Raw genomic sequence first — 14,752 nt, 5'->3', positions numbered from 1 at the left:
TGAATGAAAGGCCGTTTGCTGGATGCCATACCGTTAAGCACGCTTGCCGGAGTGGGCGCCAGCCAGAGCGGCAAACTGGCCAAAATTGGCCTGTACACCATTCAGGATCTCCTGCTTCATCTGCCTTTGCGCTACGAAGACCGCACCCAACTCTACCCAATTAACGACCTGCTGCCGGGCATTTACGCCACGGTGGAAGGTGAAGTGCTGAACTGTAATATCAGTTTTGGCCGTCGCCGTATGATGACCTGTCAGATTTCAGATGGCACTGGCATCCTGACCATGCGGTTTTTCAACTTCAACGCAGCAATGAAAAACAGCCTTGCTGCGGGCAAGCGTGTGCTTGCTTATGGCGAAGCAAAGCGTGGCACGCACGGTCCGGAGATGATTCACCCGGAGTACCGTGTTCAGGGTGATTTGAACACACCTGAATTGCAGGAAACGCTCACGCCGGTGTATCCAACGACCGAAGGCATTCGCCAGGCAACTCTGCGCAAACTCACCGACCAGGCTCTGGAATTGCTGGATACCTGCGCCATTGCCGAGTTGCTTCCTGCTGATTTGAGCAAAGGAATGATGAGCCTGCCGGAAGCGTTGCGCACCTTGCATCGCCCGCCACCATCAATGCAATTAGCCGATCTCGAAACGGGTAAACATCCCGCGCAACAGCGCTTAATTCTTGAAGAATTACTGGCGCACAACCTGAGCATGCTCGCGCTTCGTGCGGGCGCACAGCGTTATCACGCACTGCCGTTGCATAATAATGATGAGTTAAAAAACCGCCTGTTAGCCGCCCTGCCGTTTAAACCAACCGGTGCGCAGGAACGCGTGGTCGCGGAAATCGAGCACGATCTGGCGCTGGATGTGCCGATGATGCGCCTGGTACAAGGTGATGTGGGTTCAGGTAAAACACTGGTTGCCGCTCTCGCCGCTTTACGCGCGATTGCGCATGGCAAGCAAGTGGGCCTGATGGCGCCAACTGAATTGCTCGCCGAACAGCATGCCAATAACTTCCGCCAGTGGTTTGCGCCGCTGGGCATTGAAGTTGGCTGGCTTGCAGGTAAGCAAAAAGGCAAAGCGCGCATTGCCCAACAGGACGCGATTGCCAGCGGCCAGGTATCGATGGTGGTAGGAACGCACGCGATCTTCCAGGAACAGGTGCAATTCTCGCAACTTGCGTTGGTTATCATTGATGAACAACACCGCTTTGGTGTTCATCAGCGTCTGGCGCTATGGGAAAAAGGCCAGATTCAAGGCTTCCATCCACATCAGTTGATCATGACTGCAACCCCGATTCCGCGCACGCTGGCGATGACGGCCTATGCCGATTTGGATACTTCGACCATTGACGAACTCCCACCAGGCCGCACGCCAGTTACCACCGTCGCGATCCCTGATACCCGCCGTAACGATATTATTGAGCGGGTACGTGAAGCTTGTAGCAATGAAGGTCGCCAGGCGTATTGGGTTTGTACGCTGATTGAAGAGTCAGAATTGCTCGAAGCGCAAGCCGCCGAAGTGACGTGGGATGAACTTAAAACCGCCCTGCCGAACCTGAACGTCGGCCTGGTTCATGGGCGCATGAAGCCACAGGAAAAGCAGGCTGTGATGCAGGCTTTCAAAGAAGGCTCGATTCATTTGTTAATTGCCACAACCGTTATTGAAGTGGGTGTCGATGTGCCGAATGCCAGCCTGATGATTATCGAAAACCCTGAACGACTCGGCCTGGCGCAACTCCACCAGCTCCGTGGCCGTGTGGGCCGTGGCGCTGTCGCCTCGCACTGCGTGTTGCTTTACAAGTCCCCGCTGTCGAAAACGGCGCAGCTACGCTTGCAGGTGTTGCGCGATAGCAATGATGGCTTCGTGATTGCACAAAAGGATTTGGAAATTCGTGGACCGGGGGAATTGCTCGGCACGCGCCAGACGGGGAATGCCGAGTTTAAAGTCGCTGATTTACTGCGTGATCAGGCGATGATTCCTGAAGTACAGCGCCTTGCGCGCCATATCCATGAACGTTATCCGGAACAGGCAACCGCGCTCATTGAACGCTGGATGCCTGAAACGGAACGCTATTCAAATGCCTGATTAGCCAAACAGCGGCAACATCAGGTACAGCTTGATCACCAGCGCGTTGACGATATCAATAAAGAACGCGCCAACCATCGGAACCACCAGGAATGCCATATGCGACGGGCCAAAGCGCTCGGTAATGGCCTGCATATTAGCGATTGCCGTGGGTGTAGCACCTAAGCCAAAACCACAGTGCCCTGCCGCGAGAACCGCCGCATCGTAGTTTTTACCCATCAAACGATACGTCACGAAAATGGCATACAGCGCCATAAAGATGGTTTGCACCGTCAGGATCGCCAGCATCGGCAACGCCAGTGAAGCCAGTTCCCACAATTTCAAACTCATCAGCGCCATGGCGAGGAACAGTGACAAACAGACGTTCCCCAACACGGAAACCGCACGTTCGAAAACCCGATAAAAGCCGAGCAGTGAAAGTGTGTTGCTGAGGATGACACCGACAAACAACACGCAAACAAATGTCGGTAATTCAAAGGCTGTGCCCTGAATGAAATGCGCGGCAAATTTGCCGACAGTCAAACAGATGGCAATCATCGCAATGGTTTCAATCATTACCATTGAGGTGATCACTCGCCCGACCGCTGGTTTTTCAAAGGCTGTTGGGTCAACGCTATCTTCAGGTGTGCCATTAGGTGTCGATGAGTGTTTGACCAGATAACGCGCCACTGGCCCGCCAATCAAACCACCCAACACCAAACCAAATGTTGCGCAAGCCATCGCAACTTCAGTGGCATTCTGGAAACCATAGCGCTCAGTAAACAGCTTACTCCAGGCCGCACCCGTTCCATGTCCGCCCGACAACGTTATCGAACCGGCCAGCAGACCCATCAACGGATCGAGGCCCAGCAGACTTGCCATCCCGATACCAATGGCGTTTTGCATGACCAGCAAACCCACCACCACAATCAGGAAAATGCCCACAACTTTACCGCCAGCACGCAGGCTGGAGAGGTTGGCGTTCAGGCCGATGGTGGCAAAGAAAGCGAGCATCAATGGGTCTTTGAGGCTCATATCAAATTCAAATTCCCAGCCGATGCTTTTTTTGAGGACCAGCAATGCCAGAGCGATTAACAAGCCACCCGCTACGGGTTCAGGAATGGTGTATTTTTTTAACAGCGGTACGGTGTGGACCATTTTTCGGCCCAGTAACAACACGAGAGTTGCAGCAACAAGGGTAGAAAGAGTATCAAGATAAAACATAAGAAGTGCTCCTGTTTGCGCAGATTTCTCACAGACGCTTTTAATTATCCTTCACTGGAATTTCAGGGTTTAGAAAAGTCAGCAGCTGGATTTTAACCAAAAAGCAGTCGAAAGTTATATAAAAAGCTCGGCATATACACTTTTTATCTTAGGAATCATCACTAGCAAACGTTTGCTTTTACCCTTCAGTCCGTTAAAATCACCGTTTTTTCTGCTGGGGATAAATTCTGATGTCTGTTAATGCTGTTGAGTCTGAAGATGCGCAACCGATTGCTAAGGCTCATTCCAGTGAATTGATCTACCGCCTCGAGGACCGACCTCCTCTCCCACAAACTCTTTTTGCTGCCGGTCAGCACTTACTCGCGATGTTTGTAGCGGTTATCACGCCTGCGATGTTGATTTGCCAGGCGCTGGGACTACCGGCTGAAGATACCCAACACATTATCAGCATGTCGTTGTTCGCCTCAGGCGTGGCATCGATTATCCAGATTAAAGCCTGGGGACCTGTCGGCTCTGGGCTTTTGTCTATTCAGGGGACCAGCTTTAACTTTGTCTCACCGCTGATTATGGGCGGCATGGCATTGAAAAATGGCGGAGCCGATGTGCCGACGATGATGGCAGCGTTGTTTGGCACCTTGATGCTCGCAAGTTGCACAGAAATGCTGTTATCGCGCTTCCTGCATTTGGCTCGCCGCATTATTACTCCACTGGTTTCTGGCGTGGTGGTGATGATTATCGGCCTGTCGCTGATTCAGGTGGGTTTGACGTCCATCGGCGGCGGATACGGCGCAATGAGCGACCACACCTTTGGCGCACCGAAAAATCTGATGCTGGCAGCCGCGGTTTTGCTGGTCATTATTCTGCTTAATCGCCAGCGTAACCCTTACTTGCGTGTAGCTTCGCTGGTTATCGCGATGGCTGTGGGTTACGCGCTGGCCTGGGCGATGGGCATGTTGCCGGACGTAGCGCCATCAACCAATACCGACCTGATTATGGTGCCAACACCGCTTTACTACGGTCTGGGAATCGACTGGAATCTGCTTATCCCGCTAATGCTGGTGTTTATGGTGACCTCACTGGAAACCATCGGCGACATTACGGCGACGTCTGACGTTTCCGAGCAGCCCGTTTCCGGCCCGCTATATATGAAACGCCTGAAAGGCGGCGTGCTGGCAAACGGCCTGAACTCCTGCGTTTCTGCCGTATTCAATACCTTCCCAAATTCTTGCTTTGGTCAGAACAACGGTGTCATCCAGCTAACCGGCGTTGCCAGTCGTTACGTGGGATTTGTGGTCGCGCTAATGTTGATTGTGCTCGGCCTGTTCCCAGCCGTGAGCGGGTTTGTGCAGCATATTCCTGAGCCGGTTTTGGGCGGCGCAACTATCGTCATGTTCGGCACTATCGCCGCATCCGGTGTGCGTATTGTTTCCCGCGAACCGCTAAACCGCCGTGCAATTATGATTATTGCGCTGTCACTGGCAGTCGGGATGGGCGTTTCTCAGCAGCCACTGATTCTTCAGTTTGCTCCTGACTGGCTGAAAACGTTGCTCTCCTCCGGTATCGCTGCCGGTGGTATCACCGCCATCGTGTTAAACCTGATTTTCCCGCCTGAGAAAAATTGATGTACCTCACGCGCTGATGATTTGTTCACATCAGCGCGTGTTACCCCTCCTGACAATCCCATCCTTGAGCTATAAACGTATTTGGGGCATAACACCCGTTACCGAAACTTCATGGGATGGAAGACAATGAAATTTCTCGGAAAGCTATTCATTGCGTTATTGGTCGTCATATTTGTACTGCTTCTGGCGGCTTATATTTTGCTGCAAACCCGCTGGGGAGCTGCGCAGGTCAGCAGTTGGGTCAACGAAAAAAGCGATTACCATTTCTCTTATGAAGAGATGGATCATCGCTGGGCATCGCCAACACACGTTACTCTGACGAATGTGACCTTCGGACTTAAAGGCCAACCGGCTACGCTGGTTGCGCAAAATATTGATATTGGCCTGAGTTCGCGTCAGTTCTCTGAACCTATGCACGTCGACAAGATTCTATTGCAAAACGGAACGCTGAATATCAGCCCAAACGCCGCCCCACTGCCATTCCAGGCCGATATGCTGCAATTAAGCGATATGGCGCTAAACAGCCCGAATACCGAGTGGGATTTGCATGCCCAGCGCGTCAACGGGGGCGTGATGCCATGGCAGCCGCAGCAAGGAAAAGTATTAGGAAATACGGCGGATATTCAGTTTAGCGCCGGTTCCATGACACTCAACGGTGTTCCCGCAACCAATGTCTTATTGCAGGGCGCAATCAATAATGAACAAGTCACGCTTTCGACGATTGGCGCTGATATCGCTCGCGGCTCGCTCACAGGCAATGCAAATCGTCTTGCTGATGGTTCATGGCAAATTGGCAGCCTGCGTTTAAACGACATTCGCCTGCAAACTGCAAAATCGATTACCGATTTCCTGGCCCCGTTGACCACAGTACCTTCGCTAAAAATAGATAATCTGGAAGTCACCGACGCGCGGCTGGAAGGTAAAAATTGGGCAGTCACTGATTTAGATCTGAGTTTGCGCAACCTGACGCTGGCAAATGGCGGATGGCAGAGCGATGACGGGCGGCTGTCGATGAATGCCAGCGACTTTATCATTGGCAGCTTCCAGCTTAATGATCCCATCGTAAACATCGATTTTAACCAGCAAACCGCTTCGCTGCGCCAGTTCACCTCACGCTGGGAAAGAGGCATGGTTCGCGCTTCGGGCGAATGGCAACGTAACGAGAAAAAACTCGCTCTCGACGAGCTGGTTTTTGCCGGGATGGAATATACGCTGCCCGCCGACTGGAAAACCCTCTGGATGGAGCCTTTACCGCAATGGCTAAACTCGGTATCGATTAAAAAGCTCACGGCAAACCGGAACCTGGTGATTGATATCGATCCAACCTTCCCGTTCCAGCTCACGTCTTTGGACGCCACAGCGAACAATATCGAAGTGGTGCGCAACCATCAGTGGGGGATCTGGAGCGGTAACGCCACCCTGAATGCCGCAGCCGCCACGTTTAACCGCGTGGATGTTCGTCGCCCGTCGATTTCATTGAATGCCACCGACAGCCAAATCACGATTACGGAATTAAGTGCGTTTTCGGGCGAAGGAATGCTGGAGGCGACAGGTGCAATTTCGCAGGCTCCACAGCGCAATTCGGCGATTAATCTTCGTGGGCGTTCGGTGCCGGTAAACGTATTGCAGCAATGGGGATGGCCTGCCGTACCGCTGGAAGGGAACGGGAATTTGCAGCTTTCTGTCACGGGAAATATTGCTGCGCAAACACCGCTTAAACCGACGGTGAACGGCACTTTGCAGGCCACCAGCAGCGACGGAAAGCAAGTGCTGCAAAGTATGCAGAATGGGGAAGTTCCCGGCGCATAAGCGCCGGGCAGTCACTCTTCTTCGTTGCCGCCTTCTTCGAGCGGCCCGAAAGGTTTCGCTGGCAACACCAGATACACACCTTCAAAAACAGCCCCCGGCGTGTCGTCGCCGAAAAGCTCAACTTGCAACGCAACGCGAGCTTTGCGGCCACGCGCCAGGCGGTCGAGATCGCCGCTCAATGAACCTAAGTCAGCAATGGCTCCCGGCCTTCCGGTGATCGGGTTGCTATATCGGATATGCGCGTCAGCAAGAATAATCGTGCCACCGAGATGGCGCTCACGCAGCATCAACCAAATCAGCCCCCAGCCCGTCAGCGTCGCGAGCGAAAACAGGCTACCGGCAAATAAAGTTTGATGGGGGTTTTGATTGCCAGCCTCCGGCATGGTGGTAATGAATTTCTGCCCGGTGTATTGCAGGATACGCACGCCCATTTTTTCACTTAACGGGATGTGTTCGTACCAGGCCTGCTGCAACTGACCGCACCAGTCAGCGCGATGAAGAATGTCATCCAGCGAGGCGACGGGTTTGATCATCAAATAGTGGCGAATAGGCGTGGTGGACGGCGTGGTAATTTCGCCCTGATTCTCAAAGCCCAATTTGGCAAAGAACTCGACGGCATCTTCACGCGCGCTGCACACCACACGTTTAACGCCTTCCTGGCGTGCAACGGTTTCAAGCGTCATCGCTACCAGCGTGCCCAATCCCTTATCTTGTACCGAGGGATGAACCGCCATAAAACGGATAGCCGCTTCGTTGTCGGCATTGATATACAAGCGCCCAATGGCTACGGGATTGCCTTCTTCGTCCACCACCATCTGGTGATGGGCCATGGCATCCCACGCATCGCGTTCGGAGCCTTTGGGTTGATGCAGCGGCTTACGCAACATCTCCCAGCGAAACTGGTAATAGAGCTCAAGCTCTTCTTCGGTTTGCGGTACGCGAAGGTGATACATACATGTACTCTCTCTTGTTACGCGGGACCGTAAAGGCTGCGAGTTAATTTTGTCGGATGACGCTACGCATATCCGACCTACCAAAAAAGCTTGTCGTCAGTTTGCTAGACCTGTAACCAAAAAGTCACCGGGCCATCGTTAGTAAGGCTCACCTGCATGTCGGCGGCGAAGCGACCTGTTTCGGCCACAATGCCTTGATGTCGACAGCGTTCGACAAAGTATTCATACAATTCTTCAGCAAGCTTAGGTTCCGCGCCACCGGAAAAACTCGGACGCATGCCGCGTTCGGTATCAGCCGCTAAAGTAAATTGCGATACAACCAACACGCTGCCACCGGCTTGCTGAACATTCAGGTTCATTTTGTCGTTTTCATCGCCAAAAATACGGTAACCCAAAACTCGTTCGCAAAGACGATTCGCTTTCTGTTGGTTATCTTCTTTTTCGACACCCAATAACACTAAAAGTCCTGGGCCAATTTCACCCGTCACTTCACCCGCCACGGTGACGCGAGCGTGGGTGACGCGCTGAATTAATGCAATCATGGTTCTTCCAATTTTTCCTGCTGAGCTTCAATGCGAAGTTTGCGGTAATCGCCGAGAGTGACAGTAATTTCGGCACCGAGCAACACGATACACCAGGTCCAGTAGACCCAGACAAACAAAATGGGGATCACGGCTAATACGCCGTAAATCAATTGGTAAGAGGGAAACATGGTGATGTAGAGGGCAAAACCTTTCTTACCTAGCTCAAATAATAGAGCTGCTACCAGCGAGCCAATCAGTGCGTCGCGTACCGGGACACGAGTCGTTGGGACAATGCTGTACAACATCCAAAAAGAAAGCCAGGAAAGCAGCAACGGGAAAACACGCAGCAAAATATCAATCGAGCTGTTAAAGCCCGTCACCCAGCGCAACGACAGCAGATACGAGCTAATCACCAGGCTTGCACCAGCCAACAGCGGCCCAAGCGTTAAAATCATCCAGTAGACGGCGAACGAATAGATTTTTGGCCGCGTGCGTGTGCTGCGCCAGATGGTATTGAGCGCACTATCCACGGCATACATCAGCAGCAACGCAGTCACGATAAGCCCGCAGGCCCCTACCGCCGTCATCTTGTTGGAGTTAGCAACAAACTGCTCGATATAGCGCTGGATAATGTCGCCTGTCGCAGGCAAGAAATTTGAGAAGACAAAATGACGAAGTTGAATGCTGACATCAGCAAACATGGGGAATGCAGCAAAAAGTGCAAACACCACCGCAACCAAAGGCACCAGCGAAAGCAATGACACGTAGGCAAGATTCCCTGCAAGCGTGGTCATATTGTCCTGGTCGATGCGATGCCAGAGCAACTTCCCCCAGGCGATACACGGCCTGAGGTGTTGACTCGTTTTACGATGAACGTTTTTGATCATAGGCCTTTTGCGAAATAGCCGGGCACCGTCTCTTTTCCGGTCACCAGAATGCTGGTGATCCCCAACTGTTGAGCTCCTTTAATATTATCGGCGTTGTCGTCAAAAAAGACCGCTTCACTGGCAGAAAAACCTTCTTCTTCTAGGAGTTTTTGGTAGATCTCAACGTCTGGTTTACGCATGCCCATTTCCTGGGATAGATAGATTTTATCCGCCGCCAGGCCAATTTGTGGATATTCACCCGGCCAGAAATAAGTGTGTAAACGGTTGGTATTGGAAAGCACTACAACGCGATGGCCTTGTTCACGAAGTTTATTCATCACATTGATAACTTCCGGACGCAAACCAACAAAAATAGCCTGCCAGCCCGCAGAGAACTGATCAAAGCTCAGCGCCATGCCCATTTCCTCGCACACCGCAGTGGCGAACTCTTCATCGCTAATCTGCCCGCGCTCGTGGCGTTTGAACGCATCACCCATGACAAAACTTTTTTGCAAATTCGCCAGTGGTACGCGGCTGTAATCGCTCCAGACCCCCATCACGCGGTTGAAGTCGATATCAACAATGACGTTACCTAAATCAAAGATATACAACATAAGCCTCTCCTTTGCGCATGGACAAATAACTGTAGCGGTTATCGGAGAGGGTGGATAGGGGCTGTCACAACGAGACGTCAACGAATGCGAGCTTGATCGTTAATCTGTGAGATAAGCAAACTCGGTTTTTAGCGCAGCCCTACCCCGCAAACTCTGACACAATCACCTCAATCTGCTGCTGCTTGAGTAAGCTTTGCAGACGTTCGTCCGGTTGCAGATCGGTAAACAGCGCCGTGACTTGCCGAGTATTACCAATCTCAACTGCCGCGGAAGCGTGAAATTTGGTGTGATCTGCTGCGAGCAAAATATGGCGGGAATGCGACATCATCGCTTTCACCACGCTGACTTCGTTCACATCAAAATCCAGCAGCGCGCCATCAGGCTCAATCGCCCCAACGCTGGTTATCAGATAATCCGCGCGAAAACCTTCAACAAACGTGGTCGCCGCCACGATTTTCGCCACCTGCGGATTACTTTGTATGTGGGGGTGCTACAGCGGCGTGAAGGAACGTTATGTAGAAATCCCCGGCATTCTGCAAATTGTAGGGATGTTGAATGCACTCACAAACCTGAGTCACTTACCTGAGAATTATTTTGGGTACGGAACATTAATTTACCGTCATCAGCAGCAATGGTGACGGTCTTTCATCCCCCATTCCTTTCAGCTATCAACTTCCCTTGTTTATCGACAGAATAAGAATATCCACTGTATCCAATTTCAAGTACCTCTTTTTTAATCTCATCTCCGTTTTTAAACAATCTTACTTTGAGGTATAAGTTTTTCTCTATGCATTTATTTTTTTCATGTATATCCATGAAACAATATAAATCACGTTTGTAATTTTTTTCGGGGTTTAAAAAACCCTCACCAATACCCCAAATCAAAATTGAATACTCGTCCTTCCCAGGCACACCATAAATCTCCTGCAACTCCTTTCTATGGTCTAAATACCAATGAATTCTATCACGATCGGTGTAGGGAAAATGGTCTACAACAATAGCACTCCCTCCAGAACCTTTAGCGCTAGCATGAATTATATTCACATGACGCAAAGACCACATATTAAGAGTTATCATAATAATAAAAAGTATAAACAAAAAAAGCCTGATTTTGATTGATGGCGACTTCATATTTCACCATGAATATCAGTATTTGCACTAAAGTTGGTGAAAAATGGTTTGAAAGCATAACTTCGAAGCATATATAAATTCCATTTATAATTAACAAGAATCACATTGGTAATATAAATACAATCATCTCCGTAGAGTAAGTTATTAAATATTAGACTGAAGAATAAAAACAAGATAAAGATAACAACACTGACTAATAAATTAAAATTAATGTGAGAACGTCTGAATTCGCATTTAAAAACACTTAGCCAGAGATAGTCTAGTTTTTTCAAAAATGAAAATAAAAAAAGCCCCGCCTAAACAGGCAGGGCTTCAATGCTTTGCAGGAAAGAAACTTACGCTTCTTTGCCGCCACGACCCGCGCGTTTGCGGTCGTTTTCAGTCAGGTGACGTTTACGAATACGGACAGAAGTAGGTGTTACTTCTACCAGTTCGTCGTCATCGATGAATTCCAGAGCTTGCTCCAGAGACATCTTCAGTGCAGGAACCAAAGTGGTTGCTTCGTCAGTACCGGAAGCACGCATGTTGGTCAGTTTCTTACCGGTCAGGCAGTTTACAGTCAGGTCGTTAGAACGACTGTGAATACCGATGATCTGGCCTTCGTAAACTTCAGCACCGTGACCCAGGAACAGCTTGCCGCGATCTTGCAGACCGAACAGAGCAAACGCAACTGCTTTACCCTGGCCGTTAGAGATCAGCACGCCGTTCTGACGCTGGCCGATTTCGCCTGGTTTCACGTCGTCGTAGTGGCTGAATGTGGAGTACAGCAGACCAGTACCAGAAGTCATGGTCATGAACTCAGTACGGAAGCCGATCAGGCCACGTGCTGGGATCAGGTAATCCAGACGGATACGACCTTTGCCGTCAGGGATCATGTCTTTGACATCGCCCTTACGCTCGCCCATCGCCTGCATGACAGAACCCTGGTGCTGTTCTTCGATATCCAGAGTCACGTTCTCGAACGGCTCTTGCATACGGCCATCGATCATACGGTTGATTACTTTCGGACGGGACACAGCCAGTTCGAAGCCTTCACGACGCATGTTTTCGATAAGAACTGACAGGTGCAGTTCGCCACGACCGGATACACGGAATGCATCCGCATCTTCGGTTTCTTCAACACGCAGTGCCACGTTGTGCACCAGCTCTTTATTCAGGCGGTCAAGGATCTGACGAGAGGTAACGAATTTACCTTCTTTGCCACAGAACGGAGAGGTGTTGACGTTGAAGAACATGGTAACAGTTGGTTCATCAACAGACAGTGCTGGCAGCGCTTCAACATTTTGCGTATCGCAAAGGGTGTCGGAGATGTTCAGCTCGCCCAGACCGGTGATTGCGATGATGTCGCCAGCTTCCGCTTCGGTGGATTCAATACGCTCCAGGCCGAGGTGGGTCAGTACTTTACCGACTTTACCGTTACGAGTTTTACCTTCGCTGTCGATGATAGTGATTTGCTGGTTAGGCTTCACTTTACCGCGTTTGATGCGACCGATGCCGATAACACCAACGTAGTTGTTGTAATCGAGCTGGGAGATTTGCATCTGGAACGGACCATCAAGGTCAACGCTTGGTGCTTTAACGTGGTCAACAATCGCCTGGTACAGCGGGGTCATGTCTTCCGCCATATCACCGTGATCGTTACCCGCGATACCCATCAATGCTGATGCATAGATGATTGGGAAATCGAGCTGCTCGTCGGTCGCATCAAGGTTAACGAACAGGTCGAAGACCTGATCAACAACCCAGTCAGGACGCGCGCCAGGACGGTCAACTTTGTTAATTACAACAATTGGCTTCAAACCATGGGCAAATGCCTTTTTGGTTACGAAGCGCGTCTGCGGCATTGGGCCATCCATTGCGTCAACGACCAGCAGAACGGAGTCTACCATGGACATTACACGTTCAACTTCACCACCGAAGTCGGCGTGCCCAGGGGTATCAACGATGTTGATACGGTAGTCATTCCATTTGATAGCGGTGTTTTTAGCGAGGATGGTAATCCCACGCTCTTTCTCCAAATCGTTGGAGTCCATCACGCGTTCGGTGGCTTCAGCACGGTCGTTACTGAAAGTACCAGATTGCTGCAGCAGCTTATCAACCAGGGTAGTTTTACCATGGTCAACGTGCGCGATGATGGCGATATTACGCAGATTTTCGATCACAACTTTGCCTCAGGCATTAGAAATAGCGCGTTATTGTACACGTATTAATCGAAGGACATAACAGGATCACAAAGAACTTTTACAAACAATGTAAAAACTAAGGGTTTGTGATCGCTTTCACGGAGCAAAAAAGGGAGCCACAACGAAAATTGCACCAATATGGTGCTCAAATCTCAGACTGAAGCACTACATTGGTGCAAACTATCCATCATGGTGCAGCCCTTTTGCACTATAGTGCGCATGATAGCGCCTTTTTGGGGTAATTTAAAAGTTGGCACAGATTTCGCTTTAATCATTTCAGGGCAACAAGCCAATTCAATGACCAAATCCGGGAGAGTTAAGTATGTCCGCTGAACACGTTTTGACGATGCTGAATGAACACGAAGTGAAGTTTGTAGATTTGCGCTTCACTGACACCAAAGGTAAAGAACAGCACGTCACTATCCCTGCTCATCAGGTTACTGCTGACTTCTTCGAAGAAGGCAAAATGTTTGATGGATCTTCAATTGGTGGCTGGAAAGGCATCAATGAATCCGACATGGTTTTGATGCCAGATGCGTCTACCGCTGTCATTGACCCTTTCTTCGCTGATTCTACGCTGATCATTCGTTGCGATATTCTTGAGCCTGGCACCATGCAAGGGTATGACCGCGACCCGCGTTCCATTTCCAAGCGTGCTGAAGACTACCTGCGTTCTACCGGTATCGCCGATACCGTGCTGTTCGGGCCAGAACCAGAGTTCTTCCTGTTTGACGATGTTCGTTTCGGTAGCTCTATTTCTGGTTCTCACGTCGCTATCGATGATATCGAAGGCGCATGGAACAGCGGCACCAAATACGAAGGCGGCAACAAAGGCCACCGTCCTGCTGTTAAAGGCGGTTACTTCCCAGTTCCTCCGGTTGACTCCGCTCAAGACCTGCGTTCTGCGATGTGTCTGACTATGGAGCAAATGGGCCTGGTTGTTGAAGCTCACCACCACGAAGTGGCAACTGCTGGTCAGAACGAAGTGGCTACCCGCTTCAACACCATGACTAAAAAAGCAGATGAAATTCAGATCTACAAATATGTGGTTCATAACGTTGCTCATGCATACGGTAAAACTGCGACCTTTATGCCAAAACCAATGTTTGGCGATAACGGTTCAGGTATGCACTGCCATATGTCCCTGGCTAAGAACGGTGTAAACCTGTTCGCTGGTGACAAATATGCGGGCCTGTCTGAGCAAGCGCTGTACTACATCGGTGGTGTTATCAAACATGCTAAAGCCATCAACGCCCTGGCTAACCCAACCACCAACTCCTACAAGCGTCTGGTCCCGGGTTACGAAGCTCCAGTAATGCTGGCTTACTCTGCAGCTAACCGTTCTGCTTCAATCCGTATCCCAGTGGTTGCGTCTCCGAAAGCACGTCGTATCGAAGTACGCTTCCCGGATCCAGCGGCTAACCCGTACCTGTGCTTCGCAGCGCTGCTGATGGCTGGTCTTGATGGTATCAAGAACAAAATCCATCCGGGCGAAGCAATGGACAAAAACCTGTACGACCTGCCGCCAGAAGAAGCCAAAGAGATCCCACAAGTTGCTGGCTCTCTGGAAGAAGCACTGAACTGCCTGAACGAAGACCGCGAGTTCCTGACTGCGGGCGGCGTGTTCACTGATGAAGCTATCGATGCTTACATCGCTCTGCGTATCGAAGAAAACGACCGTGTGCGCATGACTCCGCACCCAGTAGAGTTCGAACTGTACTACAGCGTTTAATAAGTCGTTCTATCCAAATTAAGCCCATCA

11 protein-coding genes and 1 pseudogene are annotated in these 14,752 nt (G+C 50.5%); 4 read left to right on the top strand and 8 right to left on the bottom strand.

Translation table 11 applies throughout. The features are described from left to right. Positions 1 to 3: 3 nt before the first annotated feature. Entirely contained in the window at positions 4 to 2,085 is a 2,082-nt protein-coding gene (gene recG / locus D6029_RS08455; RefSeq protein ID WP_120064355.1) for an ATP-dependent DNA helicase RecG, read from the top strand. Here recG and gltS read toward each other — a convergent pair whose 3' ends face one another. Then, a complete protein-coding gene (gltS, locus tag D6029_RS08450) occupies positions 2,086 to 3,288 on the bottom strand; it encodes a sodium/glutamate symporter (RefSeq protein ID WP_120064354.1) in 1,203 nt (400 codons plus the stop codon). Positions 3,289 to 3,518: 230 nt separating this feature from the next. Here gltS and D6029_RS08445 point away from each other — a divergent pair, with 230 nt between their 5' ends. Together D6029_RS08445 and D6029_RS08440 are read left to right on the top strand one after the other, a co-directional pair. After that, the gene (locus D6029_RS08445) at positions 3,519 to 4,910 is read left to right on the top strand and encodes a nucleobase:cation symporter-2 family protein (RefSeq protein ID WP_120064353.1); all 1,392 of its coding nucleotides are present in this window, start codon (positions 3,519 to 3,521) and stop codon (positions 4,908 to 4,910) included. Between the two features lie 126 nt (positions 4,911 to 5,036). Further along, positions 5,037 to 6,719, top strand: a complete 1,683-nt coding sequence (locus tag D6029_RS08440) for an AsmA family protein (protein ID WP_120064352.1) — start codon at positions 5,037 to 5,039, stop codon at positions 6,717 to 6,719. Between the two features lie 11 nt (positions 6,720 to 6,730). On the opposite strand, the gene fabY is transcribed toward D6029_RS08440, so the two are convergent. The 7 genes and pseudogenes from fabY to typA all read right to left on the bottom strand — a co-directional run bounded on the left by fabY (position 6,731) and on the right by typA (position 12,969). Then, positions 6,731 to 7,672 (bottom strand): fatty acid biosynthesis protein FabY, encoded by a 942-nt coding sequence (fabY, locus tag D6029_RS08435; protein WP_120064351.1) that lies wholly within the window; start codon positions 7,670 to 7,672, stop codon positions 6,731 to 6,733. Between the two features lie 104 nt (positions 7,673 to 7,776). Next, entirely contained in the window at positions 7,777 to 8,214 is a 438-nt protein-coding gene (gene dtd / locus D6029_RS08430; RefSeq protein ID WP_120064350.1) for a D-aminoacyl-tRNA deacylase, read from the bottom strand. Then, positions 8,211 to 9,083, bottom strand: a complete 873-nt coding sequence (locus D6029_RS08425) for a virulence factor BrkB family protein (protein WP_120064349.1) — start codon at positions 9,081 to 9,083, stop codon at positions 8,211 to 8,213. Before D6029_RS08425 ends, dtd begins: the two co-directional genes overlap by 4 nt. Further along, a complete protein-coding gene (yihX, locus tag D6029_RS08420) occupies positions 9,080 to 9,676 on the bottom strand; it encodes a glucose-1-phosphatase (protein WP_120064348.1) in 597 nt (198 codons plus the stop codon). The genes D6029_RS08425 and yihX overlap by 4 nt, the downstream gene beginning before the upstream one ends. Before the next feature lie 139 nt (positions 9,677 to 9,815). Then, positions 9,816 to 10,124, bottom strand: a pseudogene (locus D6029_RS08415) (DeoR/GlpR family DNA-binding transcription regulator); the annotation flags it as partial. A gap of 197 nt (positions 10,125 to 10,321) precedes the next feature. Next, positions 10,322 to 10,807, bottom strand: coding sequence for a DUF943 family protein (locus tag D6029_RS08410; protein WP_120064346.1), 486 nt, complete (start codon positions 10,805 to 10,807; stop codon positions 10,322 to 10,324). 335 nt (positions 10,808 to 11,142) lie between these two features. After that, a complete protein-coding gene (gene typA / locus D6029_RS08405; RefSeq protein ID WP_064541867.1) occupies positions 11,143 to 12,969 on the bottom strand; it encodes a ribosome-dependent GTPase TypA in 1,827 nt (608 codons plus the stop codon). 343 nt (positions 12,970 to 13,312) lie between these two features. On the opposite strand from typA, the gene glnA reads away from it, so the two are divergent. Next, complete coding sequence (gene glnA, locus D6029_RS08395; RefSeq protein WP_064541871.1) at positions 13,313 to 14,722, top strand: glutamate--ammonia ligase; 1,410 nt, start codon at positions 13,313 to 13,315, stop codon at positions 14,720 to 14,722. The last annotated feature ends 30 nt before the right edge of the window (positions 14,723 to 14,752 follow it).

It is taken from the genome of Buttiauxella izardii, from assembly GCF_003601925.1.
In the GTDB taxonomy this organism is placed as follows: Bacteria; Pseudomonadota; Gammaproteobacteria; order Enterobacterales; family Enterobacteriaceae; genus Buttiauxella; species Buttiauxella izardii.
Note: the sequence above shows the minus strand (reverse complement) of the source record. Positions and strands in the feature narration are given on the sequence as shown.

Coding starts and splice junctions, on each gene's coding strand:
- recG (WP_120064355.1), top strand. CDS start 4: ATGAAAGGCCGTTTGCTGGATGCCATACCGTTAAGCACGCTTGCCGGA.
- gltS (WP_120064354.1), bottom strand. CDS start 3,288: ATGTTTTATCTTGATACTCTTTCTACCCTTGTTGCTGCAACTCTCGTG.
- D6029_RS08445 (WP_120064353.1), top strand. CDS start 3,519: ATGTCTGTTAATGCTGTTGAGTCTGAAGATGCGCAACCGATTGCTAAG.
- D6029_RS08440 (WP_120064352.1), top strand. CDS start 5,037: ATGAAATTTCTCGGAAAGCTATTCATTGCGTTATTGGTCGTCATATTT.
- fabY (WP_120064351.1), bottom strand. CDS start 7,672: ATGTATCACCTTCGCGTACCGCAAACCGAAGAAGAGCTTGAGCTCTAT.
- dtd (WP_120064350.1), bottom strand. CDS start 8,214: ATGATTGCATTAATTCAGCGCGTCACCCACGCTCGCGTCACCGTGGCG.
- D6029_RS08425 (WP_120064349.1), bottom strand. CDS start 9,083: ATGATCAAAAACGTTCATCGTAAAACGAGTCAACACCTCAGGCCGTGT.
- yihX (WP_120064348.1), bottom strand. CDS start 9,676: ATGTTGTATATCTTTGATTTAGGTAACGTCATTGTTGATATCGACTTC.
- D6029_RS08410 (WP_120064346.1), bottom strand. CDS start 10,807: ATGAAGTCGCCATCAATCAAAATCAGGCTTTTTTTGTTTATACTTTTT.
- glnA (WP_064541871.1), top strand. CDS start 13,313: ATGTCCGCTGAACACGTTTTGACGATGCTGAATGAACACGAAGTGAAG.